Raw genomic sequence first — 19,699 nt, forward strand, 5'->3', positions numbered from 1 at the left:
CTGATTGTTTTTATAGAACTTTAATTAAAGCAGAGGCAGTCGAGAGTATGATTAACAGTCAGGCACTCGACGGTTGATAGCTGTTTGCTTTAAATGATGGAATTTGCATAAATAAATTCATTTCAGCTCTTGACCCATGCTACCTCTGCTATTACTATACGCCCTGCACATGAAGATGCGAAACCGCAGGTTTATGTGCCGTCCTCTCGCGGTGAAGATTTTGTAAGAGGTGAAATTATTCTCTTATTAAAATGGCTGAGCATCAGCATTGCTAGTGTTAGCCATGTGATAGGGTTACCCTATCACAAAAAAGTTAGGGAATTCGTATCTTCAAACGAGCGGTACAAGGGGCCTTACGGCTTAAATTCCCCGATAGCTCAGCTGGTAGAGCAAATGACTGTTAATCATTGGGTCACAGGTTCGAGTCCTGTTCGGGGAGCCAGTATCATTAAAGATTTTGTAACTAGACTCAGCGTGAGTGTTGGCCAGTGCCTCCAAAAGTATGGTGAGGTGGCAATACAGTCAAATTCAAGTGTGAGAGTATAGACATACATGTCAGATAGTCATTTGGAGAGTATAATGTACGCAGTTATTTCAACTGGTGGGAAACAATATAAAGTCGCTGAAGGCGAAATTATTAAGCTAGAAAAGCTATCGGCAGAGGTCGGCGAAATCGTTGAATTTCCGGTGTTGCTTCTTGCTAATAAAGCCAACGTTAGAGTGGGCTCACCTTATTTAGCTGAATCAAAAGTTAAAGCGTCTATCATAGAGCATGGTCGTGGTGATAAGGTCACCATTATTAAGTTTCGACGGCGTAAGCATCATAGAAAGCAAATGGGTCACCGACAACATTATACAGCAGTAAAAATTACCCAGATTTTATAGAGGTATCACCATGGCACACAAGAAAGCAGGCGGTAGTACACGCAATGGTCGCGATTCACACTCAAAACGCTTAGGGGTAAAACACTTCGGTGGCGAATCGGTTAAAGCAGGAAACATTATTATCCGTCAACGAGGAACACATTACCATGCAGGTAATAATGTAGGAATTGGCAAGGACCACACCTTATATGCCTTAGTGCAAGGCGTAGTTAAGTTTGCTCGTAAAGGGGCTAAATTAAGATGTTATGTGAATGTGGTTCCTGCATTAGCAGAATCAACTGAACGTATTTGAAACAAAAATAGCTTTTATGGTTACCCCGCTCAGCGGGGTTTTTTATGAAATTTTTAGATGAAGTTGAGATACTGGTAGAAGCAGGAAAGGGCGGAGCAGGCTGCGTTAGTTTTCGTCGCGAAAAATTTATCCCCTTGGGCGGTCCTGATGGTGGCGACGGGGGTGATGGCGGTAGTGTCTATTTGAAAACGAATATCAATCTCAATACACTGATTGATTTCCATTATAATCGGCTCTACAAAGCCGCTCGTGGTGAGAATGGTAGAGGTAGCGACTGTGCGGGAAAAAAAGGGGTTGATCTCATTTTAGAAGTGCCGATCGGGACTGAAATCTTTGATGCGGATACACAAGAATTGATCGGCGACTTAACCACTCAAGATCAAATGCAATGCGTTGCCCGTGGCGGTTGGCATGGTTTAGGTAATGCGCGATTTAAAAGCAGTACCAATCGTAGTCCACGTCAATTTACACCAGGTCATCCCGGCGAAACTCGTCGCTTAAAGCTTTCTTTAAAATTATTGGCCGACGTAGGTTTAGTGGGTTTGCCTAATGCCGGTAAATCCAGTCTGATACGAGCGGTATCGGCTGCGACACCCAAAGTGGCGGATTACCCATTTACTACTTTGCAGCCACATTTAGGTGTGGTGCGCTTAGAAGCAGGCCGGAGTTTTGTGATGGCGGATGTTCCCGGATTGATTACCGGAGCTGCGGAAGGTTTAGGCTTAGGAATAAATTTTCTTAAACATCTCGATCGTACTCGTCTATTACTCCATGTATTGGATATCCAGCCCATCGATGGTAGTGATCCACTAGAAAATATGGCTTTGATTGAAAGCGAACTAATAAAATACAGTCCTGAATTGGCTGCAAAACCTAGATGGCTAGTATTAAATAAAATCGATTTACTCGCTACTGAACAATTAAAGGAGTATGTACAATGTCTAAAAACCCAAATTCCTGCGCATGTCCCGGTATTTGAAATTTCAGCTTTACAGCGTGTCGGGACGCAAGCATTATGTTATTCTCTTGGGGATTTTTTGGAGAATGTTGAACACTAGTTGTATAAAGTTTAGCACGTAAAAAATTTTTTATTGATTCATTCAACGGAAATGGTTTCTGCTTGCTGAGCAGGTTTATTAATACAATATTTAAGCGTTTTTCCCATTTTAAAATGGATACGATATTTCTCAGGGGCTAAAAAATGTTCCCCAGTTTTTGGGTTAAAAGCAGAACGTGCCGCATTATAATGAGGTGAGAAACTTCCAAAGCCGCGTATTTCTATGCGACGGCCCTGGTATAATGTTTGTTCTAACAAATGAATTAAATGCTCCACACCTTTCTTAACAGTAGACGCTTGAAGTTGAGGGAACTTTAGTATGAGTTGGTTAATGAGTTCTGGTTTCAGCATGGATCACCTATGATACGTTTGATTAAGCCAAAAAAATGATGCAAATACAACTACGCTATCTACCTAATTTAATTACCTGTATTCGCTTTATCCTTATAGGTCCTATTTTATGGGCCTTGCTGACAAAGTGCTATCCCCTGGCTTTTTATTTGTTTGTAATAGCAGGTTTGAGTGATGGTTTAGACGGTTTGTTAGCGCGTTTTTTTAATTGGACGACCCCTTTAGGTGCTTTATTGGACCCTTTAGCCGATAAATTATTACTGATGGGGAGCTTTGTTGTGCTCGCCTATTTACAACAAATTCCCTTATGGTTAACGATTATGGTGATAGGTCGCGATATTTGGATTATGGGTGGCGCTTTGCTTTATCGTTATCGGGTCGGACCATTAGATTACAAACCAGTTTGGATTAGTAAATTAAATACTTTTTTTCAATTAGTCTTAGTGAGCTTGCTTATTATTAAATTAGCTTTTTTTGATATACCGAATGAATTTATTCCTCGTATTATAGAAGCGGTTTTTGTGACGACATTATTAAGCTTTATCCAATATACTTGGATGTGGTTTTGGCAAGCGGCGTATTATTTAAAGCTAGAAAGTAAAAAATTAAGCGCTAAAAATCAAAAGCAAGGTTGGTCTTAAATATTGAAATGAAATCGAGTCTAACACCTCGGTTTGGAAAAGGTCTGATGTCGACACAATTAATTTTGCCCATACAACCTCCGGATGCGCATTGTTTGGAAAATTTTTATACCGGTCAAAATGCTATTTTATTAAACTGTTTACGACAATTTTCTTTAAAAATAGGTGAACCTTATATCTATATTTGGGGTAACCCAGGTGCGGGATGTACACATTTATTACAGGCGTGTTGTCACGCAGCGCAACAAGAAGGATTTTCTGTCGCTTATTTGCCTTTAAATACGATAAAAAAAAATAATAGTAGTGAGATGTTACGCGGCTTAGAATCCGTTGATATGGTTTGTATCGATGAATTAGACAGTATTGTTGATGATAGTATTTGGCAAGAGTCATTATTTCATTTCTATAATCGTTTACAAGAACAGTCACGTTATTTGCTGATTGCGGCAAAGCATAGCCCTAATCAATTAAATTTTTCTTTACTGGATTTAATTTCGCGTTTGTCCAGTGGCGTTTTGTTTCAAGTACGCGAATTAAATGACGCAGAACGACTCATTGCTCTACAACAACGTGCGTATTTAAGAGGTTTAGAACTTTCAGAAGAAGTAGGTCAATTTTTATTGCTACGTTTGCCACGCGATTCGCAAGCGCTTTTTTCTGCATTGACACAACTTGATAAAGCGAGTTTAAGTTTAAAACGCAAATTAACTATTCCTTTAGTCAAAACGATTTTAAAATTATAGTTTTATTTTTTTGGATTAACTGCCTGCGGCAATAGAGCTCACTTCTTAACCCGATTGAATAAATAGCTATGCTGACAATTTTAGTGCGACTCGAGCTAAACGTTTACCTAAAGCTTGGCAAAGTCGTTTCTCTTCGTCACTAATCGGATTTTTACTGTCTTTACCGGCCATATGTGTGGGTCCATAAGGTGTTCCTCCGGTTTGGGTGGTGCTTAAATCGGATTCCGTATAGGGAACACCGACGATAATCATGCCAAGATGGATCAATGGTAGCATCATACTCAGTAGTGTGGTTTCTTGCCCGCCATGTAAACTAGAAGTCGAAGAAAACAAACCAGCCGGTTTATCGACTAATTCACCTGAAAACCATAAGCCACTTAAACTATCAATAAAATGTTTTAAAGGGGCGGCCATATTACCAAAACGCGTCGGGCTGCCTAAGGCGATGCCGATGGCACCTCGGACGTCTTCTAATGTGGCATAAGGCGGGCCAGCCGATGGGATTTCCTCTTCCACAGCTTCACAAACAGTCGAAATATTAGGAACGGTGCGAATTCTTACTTCTACACCTTCAGTAGATTCTACACCTCTTGCGACTTGTTGGGCCATTTTTGCCACGGCACCGTAGCGACTGTAATAAAGTACTAATAAATAGGGCATGTGATTCACTCCTGCGCTAGGTCCCAATATAGGATTGGCTTGATGTTGATGCAACAAGTCATTCTATGGTATAAAACATCGCGCTGAAAAGCGATTATTTCACACACCTATTATCTAAATTATTTGAGGGTGGCTATCGTCAAAGATAGTCTTCAAATATTAGACCTTGAAAAAAGCTAGTTTTGTTTTGAGGCGATACTAGGTGGAGGTTTAACCCAATAGGAGATTAATACAGTGTCAGCAACATTAAGACAGTTATTTGAAGCAGGTGTCCATTTTGGTCACCGTACTTGTTTTCGCGAGCCTAAAATGGCTCCCTATATCTACGGTGTGCGTAATGGAATTAGCATCATCGATCTAGAGAAAACCCGAGAATATATTACTGAAGCGCTTAACTATATCGCTAAGATAGCGGCACGGCCGGGTAGTAAGATCTTATTTGTCGGAACTAAACGGGCCGCACAGGATTTAGTGAAAGAACAAGCATTACACTGTGGCATGCCTTATGTTAACCATCGCTGGCTAGGCGGCCTGTTAACCAATTATCGGACCATCCGTCAGTCGATTAAACGACTTAAAGAATTAGAAACACAAAGCCAAGATGGCAGCTTTAACCAATTGACTAAAAAAGAAGCGCTGAATTTACAACGGCAATTGGATAAATTGGAACGTGGTTTAGGTGGTATTAAAGATATGAGTGGTTTGCCGGATGCTTTATTTGTGATTGATAGAGGCTATGAGCATATTGCTATCTGTGAAGCACAAAAACTAAAAATACCAGTTATTAGTATTGTCGATACGAATCATTCACCCGAAGGTATTGATTATATCATTCCAGGTAATGACGATGCAGCTCGTGCAATTACGCTGTATACGCAAATGGTCGCGGATACTATTTTAGAGGCGCGTGCTTCTGCAAAAAAACCAACCGATTTAACACCACTTTCTGAAGTGGAAAAAGTCGAGGTTCAAGAATCTGTAGTGAAATCGACTAAATCTACAGATGGAAAGGAGTAAGTACATGACACCAACAATAATAACAGCGGCCATGGTTCAAGCTTTACGCGCTCGAACTGGGGCAGGCATGATGGATTGTAAAAGGGCTTTAGAATCTGCGGAGGGTGATCTGGATGTAGCGGCTGAGTCGATGCGTAAATCGGGTCAAATTCAAGCAGAGAAAAAATCAGGGCGTATCGCAGCTGAGGGTTTAATTGTGATTAAATCAAAGTCAGCGACAGGTCCTGCTGTCATCTTAGAAGTCAATTGCGAGACAGATTTTGTAGCGCGCGATGAAAATTTCAAACAATTTGCTGAGAAGACTGCGCAAGGCGCTTTAGATCATCAGATTGCAAACATCACATCCTTGTTAGACTATCAATTTGCTGATAGCGGCGAAAGCGTAGAAAAAACCCGCGAAGCCTTAGTTGCTAAATTAGGTGAAAACATTCAATTAAGACGTTTTCAGATTGTTACTGCACAGGCCGATATCATTCTGGGATCTTATGTGCATAGGGGGCGTATCGGAACTATTGTGCAGCTAAAAGGGGGTGATGAACAACTGGCTAAAGATTTAGCCTTACATATTATTGCAAATAATCCCGCAGTCATTTCTGCTGATGAGATTGCTGAACAAATTCTGGCGAAAGAGCGGGAAATCATTATGGCGCAATCTCAGGGTAGTGGTAAACCACAAGCAGTCATCGAAAAGATGGTAGAAGGGCGATTAAATAAATTCCGTGATGAAATGAGTTTGCTAGGTCAAGCGTTTGTAAAAGATCCTAATGTACGCGTAGGACAACTCTTAGAAAGCACCGGAGCAAAAGTTATCAGTTTTGTGCGATTTGCAGTGGGTGAAGGAATAGAAAAACCAATCGAAGATTTTGCTGAAGCAGTAATGGCGCAAGTTAAAAATTCTTCTTAATTTTAAAAGAGTAGTTTAAGGTGATAGCTTAATGAGTTATTGCCTTTTTTATTATCTGTAGACTGGAAGGAAGTTTGTCAAATGAGTTGCCGGGCTAGAAACAGTGCGCGGCATAGGTTATTATCTTATCTACTTTGACCTATTATTTTATCATGGCATATTCATTAAAATATCGACGTGTTTTGCTAAAGCTCAGTGGAGAAGCACTCCATGGAGAAACTTCGCAAATGCTGGATCCAGTAGAGCTTAACCGTATTGTATCTGACATTGTTGCTGCGGTGGATTTAGGTGTGCAAATAGGTATCGTGGTAGGAGGTGGTAATATTTTTCGTGGCGAAGTATTAGCGCGTACGGGTATTGATAGAATTACCGGCGATCAAATGGGTATGTTAGGCACCGTAATTAATGCACTGGCGTTACGTGATTCAATTGAAAAGCACAAAAAAGTAGCTAAAATCATGTCAGCAATCTCTATCGGTGGTTTTGCTCCACTTTTTGAGCGCTATAAAGCGATACGTTATCTAGAAAAAGGTTATATTGTAATTTTTGCCGGTGGTACTGGAAATCCGCTGGTGAGTACAGATTCTGCAGCCAGTTTACGTGGCATAGAGATCGGTGCTGAATTATTACTTAAGGCAACACACGTTGAGGGTGTTTATAGTGCTGATCCCAAAAAAGATTCCAAAGCTGTGTTGTATTCCCAGGTCAGCTATGAAAAAGCCTTAGAACAAGAATTAGGTATCATGGATTTAAGCGCATTTACGCAATGTCGCGATCATGATTTACCCATACTTGTCTTTAATATTAAATCTAAAAACACATTAGTTGATATTCTGCAAGGCAAAAGTAAAGGTACATTAGTGAGTAAGAGGAATTAAATTATGATAGGACCGATAAAATTAACAACTGAGCAGGGTATGAAAAAAGCTTTGGATGCTTTAAAAGTTAACTTAGCTAAGTTACGTACTGGCAGGGCTCATCCTAGTTTATTAGATCAACTACGCGTTCCTCAATATGGGGGTAAAGAAGTGCCTTTGAATCATATGGCCAGTATTACCGTTACTGATGCGCGCACTTTATTGGTTACACCTTGGGAAAAATCCTCTATTCCCACCATAGAAAAAGCGATTATTCAATCTAATTTAGGTTTAAATCCTTTAACTGCAGGCAATGTTATTCGCGTACCTTTAGCGATGCTAACCGAAGAGCGTCGACGCGATATGAGTAAGTTAGTCAAACAAGAAGCTGAGGATGCACGCGTATCGATTCGTAACTATCGTCAAGATGCCAATCATCAACTGAAAGAACTGGTAAAGAAAAAATTGATTACTGAAGATGAAGAACGTCGTGCTAAAGACATGATTCAAAAAATGACGGATCACAATATTTCTGAAGTAGAAAAGATAGCTAAGACAAAAGAAGAAGAGTTAATGCAAATTTAACCGCTACATTTTATGTCAACTCTAGACAATCAGGCACTAAAACTTCCAAGGCATATTGCTATCATTATGGATGGAAATGGCCGTTGGGCGAAGCGTCGCTATTTACCTCGGATGTTAGGTCACCAAGAAGGTGTGAAAGCAGTTCGTAAAGTGATTAAGTTCTGTGGTGAAATGGGGATTGAAGTGCTTACCTTGTTTGCTTTTAGCAGTGAAAACTGGCAGCGTCCTGAGCAAGAAGTTAATTATTTAATGACGCTATTCCTGAATACGTTGAAAAATGAAATTGACAAATTAACCAAGAATAATGTGCAATTAAGAATGGTGGGTAATTTAGATCGTTTTAATCCGCCACTACGCGCATGGATCGACAAGTCTCAGGCTTTAACGGCTAAAAATACAGGCCTGCAATTGGTTATTGCTGTGAATTATAGTGGGCAATGGGATATTGTTCAGGCCGCTCAAAAAATCATGAGGCAAGTTAAGTCAGGTGAATTAGCAACAGAAACTTTAACCCGAGAAATATTTGCTAATTATTTAAGTTTAGCTGATTTACCTGAGGCCGATCTGTTAATTCGCACCAGCGGTGAATATCGGATTAGTAATTTTTTACTCTGGGAATTGGCTTATACCGAATTATATTTTACTGATACCTTATGGCCCGATTTTGATAAACACGAATTGAATAAGGCTTTGCATTTTTATGCGCAACGAGAACGACGATTTGGATGCACTAGTGAACAAATCGCAGAAATAAATGCTTAAACTTAGAATTTTAACTGCACTTATATTGATTCCTTTAGTTATCGTTGGAATTTTTTACGCATCGACATTTTATTTTAAATTGATTACTGCGGCTATTATGCTACTCGCTGCTTGGGAATGGTCACGTTTGAGTGCTTACAAGGATTTGATTAAGCGTTTTTTATATGTAGGAGTACAAGCAGCAATCTTATTTCTAATTTTACCTTATGTAGCTTACGACTGGCTTTTGAAGCTAGGTTTAGTTTTTTGGCTATTATTAAGCGTTTATTTAATTTGGGCACGTAGTAAACCAGTATTGCCAAGGATAAGTCCTACAATAACAGCTAGCTTAGGTTGGTTAATTATTAGTTTATGTTGGGTTTCCTTACAAAAACTGCAACTGACACCGGTTTATTTAATGTTTATGTTATTGATTATTTGGTTAGCTGATACTGCCGCATATGTCAGTGGTCGATTATGGGGACAGCATCTATTGGCACCGACCTTGAGCCCTAAAAAAACCTGGGAAGGTTTTTTTTTCGGATTATTGTTTACTTTTTTTTCAGCAATGCTAATGCTCTATTTTTTTCAAGGGATTAAGCCTTCTTTTTGGCAAATGTGGATACTGGTATTATTGACGAGTTTAGCGGCGGTAACAGGAGATTTATTTGAAAGTCAACTAAAACGACTTCGAGGACTAAAAGATAGTGGCCAATTATTACCTGGTCATGGTGGAATTTTGGATCGAATCGATAGTTTATTAGCTGCAGCTCCCGTATTTACGGGATCTTTATTACTGCTAGGTTTAATAATATGAAATCTTTAAGTATTTTAGGTGCAACGGGCTCTATAGGGGTTCACACCTTAGATGTGATTAGTGAACATCCCACACGTTTTAATGTAATTGCTTTAACGGCACACTACAACATTGATTTGTTATTTCAACAGTGCCTAAAATTTATTCCTACTTATGCTGTCGTTAGTAGTAAAAATTTAGCTGAAAATCTTCAGCAACGCCTACGAGCCGAGTCTTTGAAAACCGAAGTGTTATTTGGTAGGGATGCATTAGCTTTTGTTGCCACTCTCGACGAAGTGGATACGGTGATGGCGGCTATTGTCGGCGCCGCAGGTTTATTACCTACTTTAGCGGCCATTAAAGCTAAGAAGCAAATACTATTAGCAAATAAAGAAGCCCTAATTATGGCAGGGCCTTTATTTATAGAAGAGGCGCAATGTGCCCAAATTTCCTTAATACCGGTAGATAGTGAACATAATGCTATTTTTCAATGTTTGCAGGGTCAAGTGACGCCAGGCGATAGCGGTAAGAGTCTTTCGAAAATTATTTTGACCGCATCAGGCGGTGCTTTACGTCATAAGTCCTTAGATCAATTGCAAGCGGCTACACCGGTACAGGCTTGTCAACATCCAAATTGGAGTATGGGGCGAAAAATTAGCGTTGACTCGGCGACACTCATGAATAAAGGTTTTGAAGTCATAGAAGCCTATTTTTTGTTTGGATTGACACTCGATCAAATTGAAGTGGTTTTGCATCCACAAAGTATTATCCATTCATTAGTAGAATATTTAGATGGGTCTCTCTTAGCGCAACTAGGGAGTCCTGATATGCGTATTCCTATTTCTTATGCATTGGGCTTCCCAGAACGCATTAATAATTCAGTCGCTTCATTGGACTTATTAAAAATTGGGCGTTTGGATTTTTTATCGATTGATGCGGAACGTTATCCTTGTTTAGATTTAGCTTACCTTGCATTACGTATTGGTGGGACAGCAACAACTATTTTAAATGCAGCGAATGAAATTGCTGTACAAGCGTTTTTAGATGGAAAAATCTATTTTACCGATATTGCTAAGCTTAATCGGGCTGTATTGGAAAAAATTCATTCGCGACCTGTTTCTAATCTCAGTGTTATATTGGAGGATGATAATTTAGCCCGTGAGATTGCTAAAGAGATGATTTTAAAGCATTATAGCACGAGCAGAGAAAATGCATAAAAATCAGTCATCCGTTAGGATGTGTCACAAAAGACACCGGTTAGTTCTTTTGCAAACTTTTTTTATATAATCACAGCAATTGTATTTTTGGTAAGTGCCGCGAAAAGTATAGAGTGTTTTATAAATTGGCTAAAAAATAACGACTATGTTGCGACTTTTATTGAGAGTTTTTTTAATAGGATCATTATCGATCCTTGTTTTTCCCGCTTTGCCCGTGCAAGCATTTCCCATTAATAGGATTGAGATTGAGGGTCTACAGGGGATCAGTCGTGATACGGTTCTGAGTTATTTACCAGTTAGAACAGGACAATCTTTTCAATCTTATCAATCCTCTGCGGTCATTAACGCATTGTATGCGACAGGATTTTTTAGCAATGTCACGTTAGAAGAACAAGGCAATTCCTTGATCATAAAAGTGGTTGAAAGGCCGACTATTAGTGAAGTTGATATTACGGGTAATAAAGAAATTCCTAAGGATAAATTAAAACAAATTGTAAAAAAAATTGGTTTAGTTCGTGGACGTTTGTTCGATAAAGCCACTTTAGATCGTTTTATTGCTCAGCTACGGTCGCAGTACGACAATATAGGTAAATATTCAGCACGGGTAACCCCACTCGTTACACCACAATCTAATAATAGAGTATCGGTACGAATTCTTATTTCTGAAGGGCTTACCGTAGAGATTGCCGATATTGATATCGTCGGTAATCATGTTTTTAGTGAAAGAACATTGCGTTCCGCCTTACCATTGGGCACGCATCATTTTTGGTCATTTTTTACTAATAGTGATCAATATAGTCAAGCTCGATTATCGGCTACGTTAGACGCACTACAATCTTATTATATGGATCGAGGTTATCTTAAATTTAAAATAGATTCTACGCAGGTTACTTTAACTCCCGATAGAAAACAGGTTTATCTTATCATCCATGTCACCGAAGGTCCTATTTACAAACTCAGTGGTTATCAACTCACAGGCAATGTCATCATTTCACAAACTAAATTGCAAAAACTTTTAGCCTCGTTGCAAAGTGGTAAGATATTTTCACGTGAAAAAATTGTAGCGGCGGAACAAGGCATCAAAAAAGCTTTAGGTGACTTTGGTTATATATTTGCAACCGTAAATACGGTTCCGCAAGTTGATGAGAAAAATAAAACCGTCTTTTTAACTTTCTATGTTGATCCGGGTAATCGCGTGTATGTACGGCACATCAATATATCCGGTAATCTAAAAACTCAAGATTTAGTATTTCGGCGTTTGTTGCGCCAACAAGAAGCGAGTGTGATTTCAGAATCCGATATGAAGGCATCTTTGAGACAGCTCAATCTTAGCGGTTTTCTTGAAGGGGAGCCACAATTAATACCCATTCCTATTGCCGGATATACTGATCAAGTTGATTTGGATATCAATCTAAATGAAGCGCATGCGGCACAAGCTTTATTTAGCTTAGGTTATGGCACTAACGGACCTGTAGTCGGTGCATCGCTGAACCAAAATAATGTTTTCGGAACGGGTAATCAATTAGGCTTAAATTTCAATAATACTCGTGCCGCAACAGTTTATAGTATTAGTTATAACAACCCTTATTATACCTTGGATGGGATACAACGCGGATACGATCTGTTCTATCAGCGATCGACACCCAGTGATTTGAATACTACGACTTACAATACCAATACCTATGGTGGTGATCTTCACTATAGTATTCCTTTTGATGAGCGTGGGGATAACTTACTGATTCAAGGTGGATTACAAAGATTACAACTTAATTTGCCACCTACTAATCAACAATCGCTGGAAGTACAAAAATTTGTCACAGAACATGGCGTACAATTTAATCAATTTTTATTTACGTTGGGTTGGTTGCGCAATAGCTTAGATCGCATGGTATTCCCTAACAGTGGGATCTATCAGACTGCCAATGCCCAGCTCGCTTTACCGGTGGGTGGTCAGCCTTTATACTATTATAAGGCGAATTACTCAGCGGTCGGTTATTTACCTTTTAAGCATAATTTTATTCTGCAAAGTCGTCTAAGCTTAGGCTATGGAAATGGTTTTGCTTCTACTCGGGGATTGCCTTTTTTCTCCAATTACTATGCGGGGGGTATTGGCACCGATGGGCAGGTTAGAGGTTATGAAATCAGTTCTTTAGGGCCTAGAGATACGAATGGTTATCCTCTTGGAGGTAATGTGATGACGGTAGGTAGCTTAGCTTTAATTATACCGAACCCAATATCGGATAAATTAAGGACTAGTGTTTTTATCGATGCAGGTAATACTTATTCTACTTTAGGTGTCACTCATTCGAATCCCCCTCCTTCTAATGCAAGAGGAGGTACGGCCTCGGGACCGTTGCGATATTCCACCGGAGTAGATGTAGATTGGCGAGTTCCGGTTTTTAATGTAACATTAAGCTTTAGTATAGCGAAGGCTATAAATCCTCGCCCAGGGGATCAAACCCAAGTATTCCAATTTAATATTGGAACAGGTTTTTAATTTTAGCTTATTTAAGGAGCTGATAATGAACAAAGTTTACTTAGTATCTATCGTGGCGTTAATGACGAGTCTGTTGGCTATATCGGCTCAAGCAGCTGAAGTAAAATTAGCAGTCGTTGATATGCAAGCGGTATTACAAAAAGCTCCACAAATTGCCAAAATTAACGAAGCACTAACCCGCCAATTTAAAGGTCGGCAAGATAGTATCGTTAAAGCGCAGAACGAGCTACAGAAAGAAGCAAGCAATTTGCAAAAAAATGCAGCAGTCATGAAAGCTGACGAACGTAATATTTTAGAAAATAAGCTTATGACCGATCAGAATAAAGTCAAATCGATGATCGCCTCTTTTCAAAGTGATTTATCTAAAAAACAAAGCGAATCATTACACAGTTTTAGTCAGCAATTAGACGGCGTGGTTAGTAAAGTAGCGGTGCAATCCGGTTATGATTTAGTCATACAAAAAGGTAGTACCTTATATGCTAAAAATGATCTTGATATTACGCAACAAGTTTTAGATGCTTTAAAAAGAGCTTAAAAGCGCTAAAAAGTTTTTTATAAAGCGTAGAGTTGGATATGCAGCGTCAACATTCATTACAAGAAATTGCCCATTTAATTGATGCTAATCTGAAAGGCGATCCAGCTTGTTCGGTCAGCGGTATTATGTCATTGCAAAGGGCACTACCGGGACAAATTTCGTTCTTAGATAATAGACGTTATCTAAAATATCTAGCGGCCACACAAGCCTCAGCGGTTATTCTACGTGAAGAATGTTTAAAACATGCGCCAAGTAATGCTTTAGTGGTTGCCGATCCTTATCTTGCTTTTGCTAAAGTAGCTAAATTATTTGAACGAACCTCGCAAGTCGTTCGCGAAATTCATGCAACTGCTATCATTGGCGAAAATTCTCGTATTCATCCTAGCGTGAGCATCGCTCCTTACGTTGTGATAGGAGCCAACACGTGTTTAGATGAAGGTGTTGTGGTAGGAACTGCGTGTGTGATTGGCGAAAATGTGGTCATCGGTGCCCATACACGTTTAGCCTCGCATGTCAGTGTGTGTGCGGATACGCGAATAGGCGAACGGGTGATTATTCATAATGGTACAGTCATAGGCAGTGATGGTTTTGGTTTAGCCAAAGAAAATAATAAATGGGTTAAGATTCCTCAATTAGGAAAAGTACAAATAGGTCATGATGTCGAAATCGGCGCTAATGTCAGTATCGATCGGGGTGCGTTGGATGACACCCTCATTGGTAATGGTGTGAAATTAGATAACCAAATACAGATAGGTCATAACGTTCAAATTGGTGAAAATACGGCTATTGCAGGATGTACTGGGATAGCTGGAAGTACGCATATTGGAAAAAATTGTATGATTGGCGGAGGGGTTTGTATCAACGGGCATATAGAAATTGTAGATAATGTTTATATTACAGGCATGTCGAGTGTGGTGCAGTCTATTTATAATTCTGGAGTGTATTCTTCTACGCATTCGGCTCAACCACACCGAGAATGGCAAAAAAATAGCGCCAGGTTTCGCCAACTGGATCAATTGGCTAAAAGATTGCGAAAAACCGAAGCATTAGTGGATAAGAAATCGATCGTTAGTGATTAAAAAAATAGCAATAAAAAAGAAAAGCATACAGCGTGGGTTTTTAGCAAATCGCAACATAACAAAAATTCAAGTGCGGAGTATATGCTATTGAGAAGACCAAGTATTTTTTTTTAGCTCAATATGGATACTTATTGAGGAACGGAGTGCAGTGGGAAGTACCTGAATACCCGAAATAATTATCCAACGAAGAATAAAACAAAAGATGAAGGTCCTGTAATAGAAAAAATAGTAGGTAAGAAATTTATGAGTGATGTTATGGATATCCAAGAAATACTAACTTATTTGCCCCAGCGTTATCCTATTTTAATGATCGACAAAGTCATTTCAATAATTCCTGGTAAATCGATAGTGGCTATAAAAAATGTAACTGTTAACGAACCTTATTTTTTAGGCCATTTCCCCGGTAATCCTATTATGCCCGGCGTACTTATTTTAGAAACGATGGCGCAAGCGACAGGTATTCTTGCTTTGCATGCGAATAGAGCAAATAAAGAAGGTTTTTTATATCTTTTTGCGGGTATTGATGACGCCCGTTTTAAACGACCTGTCGTGCCGGGAGACCAGTTATTAATAGAAGCTGAAGTTATCAAGGTAAAAGGGAATGTTTGGAAATGCAAAGTCACAGCAAAAGTAGACAGTGAGCTGGCTTGTGAAGCAACGCTCATGGGTGCTGGGAGAAAATGCTAACTATGATACATGCGCTCGCTATTATTGATCCTGCTGCAAAGCTAAGTCTTGATGTGACTGTTGGACCTTGGAGTATTATTGGACCTGAGGTAGAGATAGGTTCTGGTACTATCATTGGTTCCCATGTTGTATTGAAGGGCCCTACACGTTTAGGCGCACATAACAAAATTTATTCTTTTTCTTCGATCGGCGATGATCCTCAAGATAAAAAATATCGAGGAGAAAAAACCTATCTAGAAATAGGCGATCATAATGTTATTCGCGAATATTGCACGATAAATCGTGGCACTGCCCAAGATAAAAGTTTAACTAAAATTGGACACCACAATCTTTTTATGGTGGGTTCTCATATTGCACATGATTGTGTCATTGGTGATCATGCTATTTTTGTCAATAACGTGGCTTTAGCAGGTCATGTTACCATCGGAAACTATGCTATTTTAGGTGCCTATAGTGCGGTGCATCAATTTTGTCATATTGGTGATCATAGTTTTATTGCTGCTTCAAGCATGGTGCGACAAAATGTTTTGCCTTATATTTTGGTAGAAGGTGGGCATGAGGCCCGTGCTTGTGGTCTTAATAAAGAAGGTTTAAGAAGAAATGGTTTCACCGATGAAGCGATTAGTAGCTTACGTTGTGCTTATAAACTCATTTTTCGTAAAAATTTAACCGTGGAACAAGCCTTAGAGGAATTAAAACCCCTAGAGCTCAATTCTCCTCAGGTAAGATTAATGGCAGCAGCACTTAAAAATTCTGAACGTGGCATCATTCGTTAAACTTCCTATTCGTATTGGTATCGTAGTCGGCGAGACGTCAGGTGACTTGTTGGCTGCCGATCTTTGCAAAGAATTAAAACGTAGACAAATTCCATTTAGTGTTTCAGGAATTGCAGGTCCTGCTCTGCAGCAAGAGGGCGCATACTCCTTATATCCTATGGAACGCTTATCTGTTATGGGTATAGGTGAGATCTTTAGACAGTTGCCGCAGCTGCTGCGTTGCCGTCGAGAAATGACTGAATATTTTATAAACCAACCTCCTGACGTATTTATTGGTGTTGATGCCCCCGAATTCAATCTAGATTTAGAAAAAAATTTGAAAAAACAGGGGATACGTACCATACATTATGTTAGTCCCAGTGTTTGGGCGTGGCGTCGCGGGCGATTAAAAAAAATTGCCAAAGCAGTTAATTTAATGCTATGCCTTTTTCCTTTTGAAAAATATTTTTATCAGCAACATCGAATTCCTGTGCAATTTGTTGGCCATCCTAGTGCAGATGAAATCCCATTAACTATCGATAGTTTAGTTGCCCGTAAAAATTTGGGCTTATCCGAATCTTCACTCATCGTTGCGATACTGCCTGGCAGTCGTCGTAATGAAATTAATTATTTGGGCACATTATTTCTTCAGACAGCCATGCGTTGTTATCAGCAAAATTCTAAGCTTGTTTTCGTTTTGGCTGCCGTTAATGAAGAAAGGGAGCAACAATTTATTAAATTGGCTAAGCAAATAACACCGACTCTTCCTTTCCGCATTATACGCGCTCAATCTCGTCAAGTAATGGCTGCAGCGAATGTGGTATTGTTAGCCTCTGGCACAGCAACCTTAGAAGCGATGCTATTAAAAAAACCGATGGTTGTTGCTTATAGAATGAGTAGATTATCCTATTGGATGGCAAAGCTTTTAATTAAAGTGGATTATATTGCTTTACCTAATTTATTAGCTAAGAAATTATTGGTTCCGGAATTTATTCAAAAAAAAGCTAACGTTGATAATTTATCACAAGCAGTTTTTTATTATTTGAACAATCCAGATATTGTGAGTAAACTAGAAAAAGAATTTTTAGTGCTCCATCAACAGTTACGTTGTCACGCAAGTAAACAAGCAGTGGATGCAATATTAAAAATTTTAAATACGCACGTACGCGCGTCTAATTAAAATAGTTTTTCTAGATGTGATTTAATTTTTTTAATAAGCTTCTGTCATCATGGAAAAGCAATTGATATACTCTCAGAAATTGGATTTTTGGCAAGGCGTCGTAAAAATGAGCAACCGGAGTGTATTAATATACATGAGGATTGCAAATTGAGCGACAACACAGAAAAAAATTCAAGTGCGAAGAGTATAGCAGGTGTTGACGAAGCAGGACGTGGCCCTTTAGCCGGTCCAGTGTTTGCGGCCGCGGTTATTTTGAATAGCAAAAAATCCATTGCGGGTTTAGCAGACTCGAAACAATTAACCGCACAAAAACGTGAGTATCTTGCGAAAAAAATTCAAGAAGAAGCAAAAGCCTGGGCGGTTGGTCGTGCTGAAGTGGAAGAAATTGATCGCTTAAATATTTTTCAAGCCAGTTTGTTGGCTATGCAACGCGCTGTGTGTGCATTAGCATTAATACCGAGCTTAGTCTTAGTCGATGGGAAATATTGTCCTAAGCTAAATTATCCAACCAAAGCCATTATTAAAGGCGATGAAAAAATTGCCGTCATTAGTGCAGCCTCTATTTTAGCGAAGGTTCATCGTGATGCCAGTATGGTATTGTTAGATGCCGAATATCCAGGTTATGGTTTAGCACAACATAAAGGTTATACCACCCAGCAACATTTACAGGCTTTAAAAAAATTAGGTCCCAGCCCTATCCATCGGCGCTCATTTGCACCTGTTCGACAATATGAGCTAATGGTTTAAGCTATATTTCTTGTTTTGAGCCAGATGATGATGCTCCTCCCTATTTTTTTTAGTGCTTTGGTACAAAGGATAAGGGCTAGAACTAACCTTTGTTCTTAGGGGGTTGTTATTTTTAGAGGTTGTTGCTAAAAAAGAAACAGTATTTTCAGGGATAGTAAGATGGTTAGTCTCTGTGACGGAGTTATTTAATTTGTTGTTACTAAACCAGGTATTGCGTATCTGCTGTATCAGTGCCCTAAACCAGTTAACAATTTTTTCCATTAGACTTTTCTTTATGGGATTATTGCTTAGATTTTCATTGACGGGGTCTTTATTTTCATAAGTGGATGATTGATCGTTATGACAGCTATTGGGATAATTTATAAATTCTTCAGCGTCAAAAAATTTATCTTCTTCGTCATCTTCACAGGATAGATAATCATCCCTATCTGATACAGTCCTATTGTTTATTTCAATTAATCTTTTTTTGGCCATATTTTTATGATACGTATTTAGTTTCTCCTGTAGCATAGGAATATCGTTATTGAGCAACGCTTTTTTTAACTCCCCGCAGTGGGTGCCATTAAGTTTTAAAAATGCGTTGGCTAAAAAGGGATAGCTGGCATTAGCGACATTAGGAAAGTAATTGTTTATCAGTGTTTCAGTTATTTTGACTAAATCCGAATTTTCATCTAATGTCGATTCCAAAAAATGACCTAAATTATCTAAAAAAATATTAAACTTTAGTTTAGTGACTGACGTAAATTGCTCTAAAATGCGCGTATGAAGTGTCAGTTTCCAGGAGGACAGTTTAGGTATAAAAGTAAAATAAGTCAGTTTACTAAAATCTATAAATTCACTCAGTTGCTTTTTAATCTGATTAGGTGTTAAGGATGATTTACTCTCAAGATTAATTTTTGTAACAAACTCGCTTGTTTTGTTTTGATAGTTTGGATTAATTAACCCTTGAATAACTTCGGGAGTAAGTTGTTGTACTAAGGTATTCTCTTGCTGTAGTTTGGTGTTGATATGCGTTAATAATTCATCCGTAGTGGTTTCTGGTGAAATGAATTCGGATTGGTAAAAACCGCATGAGTGGTTAATGCTAAATGTTTTTTCGAGTATCTGATAAGTTTCTTGGATGGAATAGGTTGAAATCAGACTGTTTGGCATTTAACAAATCCATTACTTAATTATTTATAGTAAAAAATTATACGTTATATTTATGTTTATCACCATCATGTATCATCTATATAGTTTCTAAGGTTACGTAGGAATAAACAGAAAAATTAGTGTTATATGGTTAATTTCTTTACCAATTAATGGTATACTAGACCTAGTCTACTTTGATAAAAAAGATAAATTAACTTAAACAATTAATTTATTTCAGAGTGCTTAATTTTTCTAGAAAAATATTTAAAAATTTTTAGTGCTTGACAGAAAAGATGTATGAGGTAGAATTCGCGAGCTCTTGAGTTTTTGGCTTAAGGGTGC

At 38.7% G+C, this 19,699-nt stretch carries 22 protein-coding genes and 1 tRNA gene; 20 read left to right on the forward strand and 3 right to left on the reverse strand.

Annotated features, from left to right (window positions below; translation table 11 throughout):
- Window positions 1-366: 366 nt before the first annotated feature.
- From A1D18_RS00275 to cgtA, 4 genes are all read left to right on the forward strand, one after another.
- Window positions 367-442: transfer RNA gene (locus A1D18_RS00275), tRNA-Asn, on the forward strand.
- A gap of 137 nt (window positions 443-579) precedes the next feature.
- On the forward strand, window positions 580-885 hold the full coding sequence (gene rplU / locus A1D18_RS00280; RefSeq protein ID WP_071661827.1) for a 50S ribosomal protein L21: 306 nt from the start codon (window positions 580-582) through the stop codon (window positions 883-885).
- 10 nt (window positions 886-895) lie between these two features.
- The gene (gene rpmA, locus A1D18_RS00285) at window positions 896-1,177 is read left to right on the forward strand and encodes a 50S ribosomal protein L27 (RefSeq protein ID WP_071661828.1); all 282 of its coding nucleotides are present in this window, start codon (window positions 896-898) and stop codon (window positions 1,175-1,177) included.
- 44 nt (window positions 1,178-1,221) lie between these two features.
- The gene (gene cgtA / locus A1D18_RS00290) at window positions 1,222-2,235 is read left to right on the forward strand and encodes an Obg family GTPase CgtA (RefSeq protein WP_071661829.1); all 1,014 of its coding nucleotides are present in this window, start codon (window positions 1,222-1,224) and stop codon (window positions 2,233-2,235) included.
- A 38-nt stretch (window positions 2,236-2,273) separates the two neighbouring features.
- Here cgtA and A1D18_RS00295 read toward each other — a convergent pair whose 3' ends face one another.
- On the reverse strand, window positions 2,274-2,585 hold the full coding sequence (locus tag A1D18_RS00295; protein WP_071661830.1) for an HU family DNA-binding protein: 312 nt from the start codon (window positions 2,583-2,585) through the stop codon (window positions 2,274-2,276).
- A 35-nt stretch (window positions 2,586-2,620) separates the two neighbouring features.
- Here A1D18_RS00295 and A1D18_RS00300 point away from each other — a divergent pair, with 35 nt between their 5' ends.
- Together A1D18_RS00300 and hda are read left to right on the forward strand one after the other, a co-directional pair.
- The gene (locus A1D18_RS00300; protein ID WP_071661831.1) at window positions 2,621-3,226 is read left to right on the forward strand and encodes a CDP-alcohol phosphatidyltransferase family protein; all 606 of its coding nucleotides are present in this window, start codon (window positions 2,621-2,623) and stop codon (window positions 3,224-3,226) included.
- A gap of 47 nt (window positions 3,227-3,273) precedes the next feature.
- The gene (gene hda / locus A1D18_RS00305; protein WP_071661832.1) at window positions 3,274-3,969 is read left to right on the forward strand and encodes a DnaA regulatory inactivator Hda; all 696 of its coding nucleotides are present in this window, start codon (window positions 3,274-3,276) and stop codon (window positions 3,967-3,969) included.
- Between the two features lie 66 nt (window positions 3,970-4,035).
- Here the strand turns inward: hda and wrbA are convergent, their stop codons facing one another.
- Entirely contained in the window at window positions 4,036-4,629 is a 594-nt protein-coding gene (gene wrbA / locus A1D18_RS00310; protein WP_071661833.1) for an NAD(P)H:quinone oxidoreductase, read from the reverse strand.
- A 225-nt stretch (window positions 4,630-4,854) separates the two neighbouring features.
- On the opposite strand from wrbA, the gene rpsB reads away from it, so the two are divergent.
- The 14 genes from rpsB to rnhB all read left to right on the forward strand — a co-directional run bounded on the left by rpsB (window position 4,855) and on the right by rnhB (window position 18,226).
- Entirely contained in the window at window positions 4,855-5,646 is a 792-nt protein-coding gene (gene rpsB / locus A1D18_RS00315) for a 30S ribosomal protein S2 (protein WP_216095001.1), read from the forward strand.
- Between the two features lie 4 nt (window positions 5,647-5,650).
- Window positions 5,651-6,550, forward strand: a complete 900-nt coding sequence (gene tsf / locus A1D18_RS00320) for a translation elongation factor Ts (RefSeq protein ID WP_071661835.1) — start codon at window positions 5,651-5,653, stop codon at window positions 6,548-6,550.
- A 152-nt stretch (window positions 6,551-6,702) separates the two neighbouring features.
- Window positions 6,703-7,428, forward strand: coding sequence for a UMP kinase (pyrH, locus tag A1D18_RS00325; RefSeq protein ID WP_071661836.1), 726 nt, complete (start codon window positions 6,703-6,705; stop codon window positions 7,426-7,428).
- 3 nt (window positions 7,429-7,431) lie between these two features.
- Window positions 7,432-7,992: a ribosome recycling factor gene (gene frr, locus A1D18_RS00330; protein WP_071661837.1), complete on the forward strand. Its 561-nt coding sequence runs from the start codon at window positions 7,432-7,434 to the stop codon at window positions 7,990-7,992.
- A gap of 12 nt (window positions 7,993-8,004) precedes the next feature.
- A complete protein-coding gene (locus A1D18_RS00335; RefSeq protein ID WP_071661838.1) occupies window positions 8,005-8,754 on the forward strand; it encodes an undecaprenyl pyrophosphate synthase in 750 nt (249 codons plus the stop codon).
- Complete coding sequence (locus A1D18_RS00340; protein ID WP_071661839.1) at window positions 8,747-9,550, forward strand: phosphatidate cytidylyltransferase; 804 nt, start codon at window positions 8,747-8,749, stop codon at window positions 9,548-9,550. The genes A1D18_RS00335 and A1D18_RS00340 overlap by 8 nt, the downstream gene beginning before the upstream one ends.
- Complete coding sequence (gene ispC, locus A1D18_RS00345; RefSeq protein ID WP_071661840.1) at window positions 9,547-10,746, forward strand: 1-deoxy-D-xylulose-5-phosphate reductoisomerase; 1,200 nt, start codon at window positions 9,547-9,549, stop codon at window positions 10,744-10,746. Before A1D18_RS00340 ends, ispC begins: the two co-directional genes overlap by 4 nt.
- 145 nt (window positions 10,747-10,891) lie before the next feature.
- Window positions 10,892-13,243: an outer membrane protein assembly factor BamA gene (bamA, locus tag A1D18_RS00350; RefSeq protein WP_071661841.1), complete on the forward strand. Its 2,352-nt coding sequence runs from the start codon at window positions 10,892-10,894 to the stop codon at window positions 13,241-13,243.
- A 25-nt stretch (window positions 13,244-13,268) separates the two neighbouring features.
- Window positions 13,269-13,778: an OmpH/Skp family outer membrane protein gene (locus A1D18_RS00355; RefSeq protein WP_071661842.1), complete on the forward strand. Its 510-nt coding sequence runs from the start codon at window positions 13,269-13,271 to the stop codon at window positions 13,776-13,778.
- 38 nt (window positions 13,779-13,816) lie between these two features.
- Window positions 13,817-14,857: a UDP-3-O-(3-hydroxymyristoyl)glucosamine N-acyltransferase gene (lpxD, locus tag A1D18_RS00360; protein WP_071661843.1), complete on the forward strand. Its 1,041-nt coding sequence runs from the start codon at window positions 13,817-13,819 to the stop codon at window positions 14,855-14,857.
- Between the two features lie 243 nt (window positions 14,858-15,100).
- Window positions 15,101-15,544 (forward strand): 3-hydroxyacyl-ACP dehydratase FabZ, encoded by a 444-nt coding sequence (fabZ, locus tag A1D18_RS00365; protein ID WP_071661844.1) that lies wholly within the window; start codon window positions 15,101-15,103, stop codon window positions 15,542-15,544.
- Window positions 15,538-16,320, forward strand: a complete 783-nt coding sequence (gene lpxA, locus A1D18_RS00370) for an acyl-ACP--UDP-N-acetylglucosamine O-acyltransferase (RefSeq protein ID WP_425429433.1) — start codon at window positions 15,538-15,540, stop codon at window positions 16,318-16,320. Before fabZ ends, lpxA begins: the two co-directional genes overlap by 7 nt.
- Window positions 16,304-17,479: a lipid-A-disaccharide synthase gene (gene lpxB / locus A1D18_RS00375; protein WP_084028675.1), complete on the forward strand. Its 1,176-nt coding sequence runs from the start codon at window positions 16,304-16,306 to the stop codon at window positions 17,477-17,479. The genes lpxA and lpxB overlap by 17 nt, the downstream gene beginning before the upstream one ends.
- A gap of 87 nt (window positions 17,480-17,566) precedes the next feature.
- Entirely contained in the window at window positions 17,567-18,226 is a 660-nt protein-coding gene (gene rnhB, locus A1D18_RS00380; protein WP_071661846.1) for a ribonuclease HII, read from the forward strand.
- Here rnhB and A1D18_RS00385 read toward each other — a convergent pair.
- A complete protein-coding gene (locus tag A1D18_RS00385) occupies window positions 18,215-19,378 on the reverse strand; it encodes a hypothetical protein (protein WP_071661847.1) in 1,164 nt (387 codons plus the stop codon). The genes rnhB and A1D18_RS00385 overlap by 12 nt on opposite strands.
- Window positions 19,379-19,699: the final 321 nt, after the last annotated feature.

It is taken from the genome of Candidatus Rickettsiella isopodorum, assembly GCF_001881495.1.
Classification (GTDB): domain Bacteria; phylum Pseudomonadota; class Gammaproteobacteria; order Diplorickettsiales; family Diplorickettsiaceae; genus Aquirickettsiella; species Aquirickettsiella isopodorum.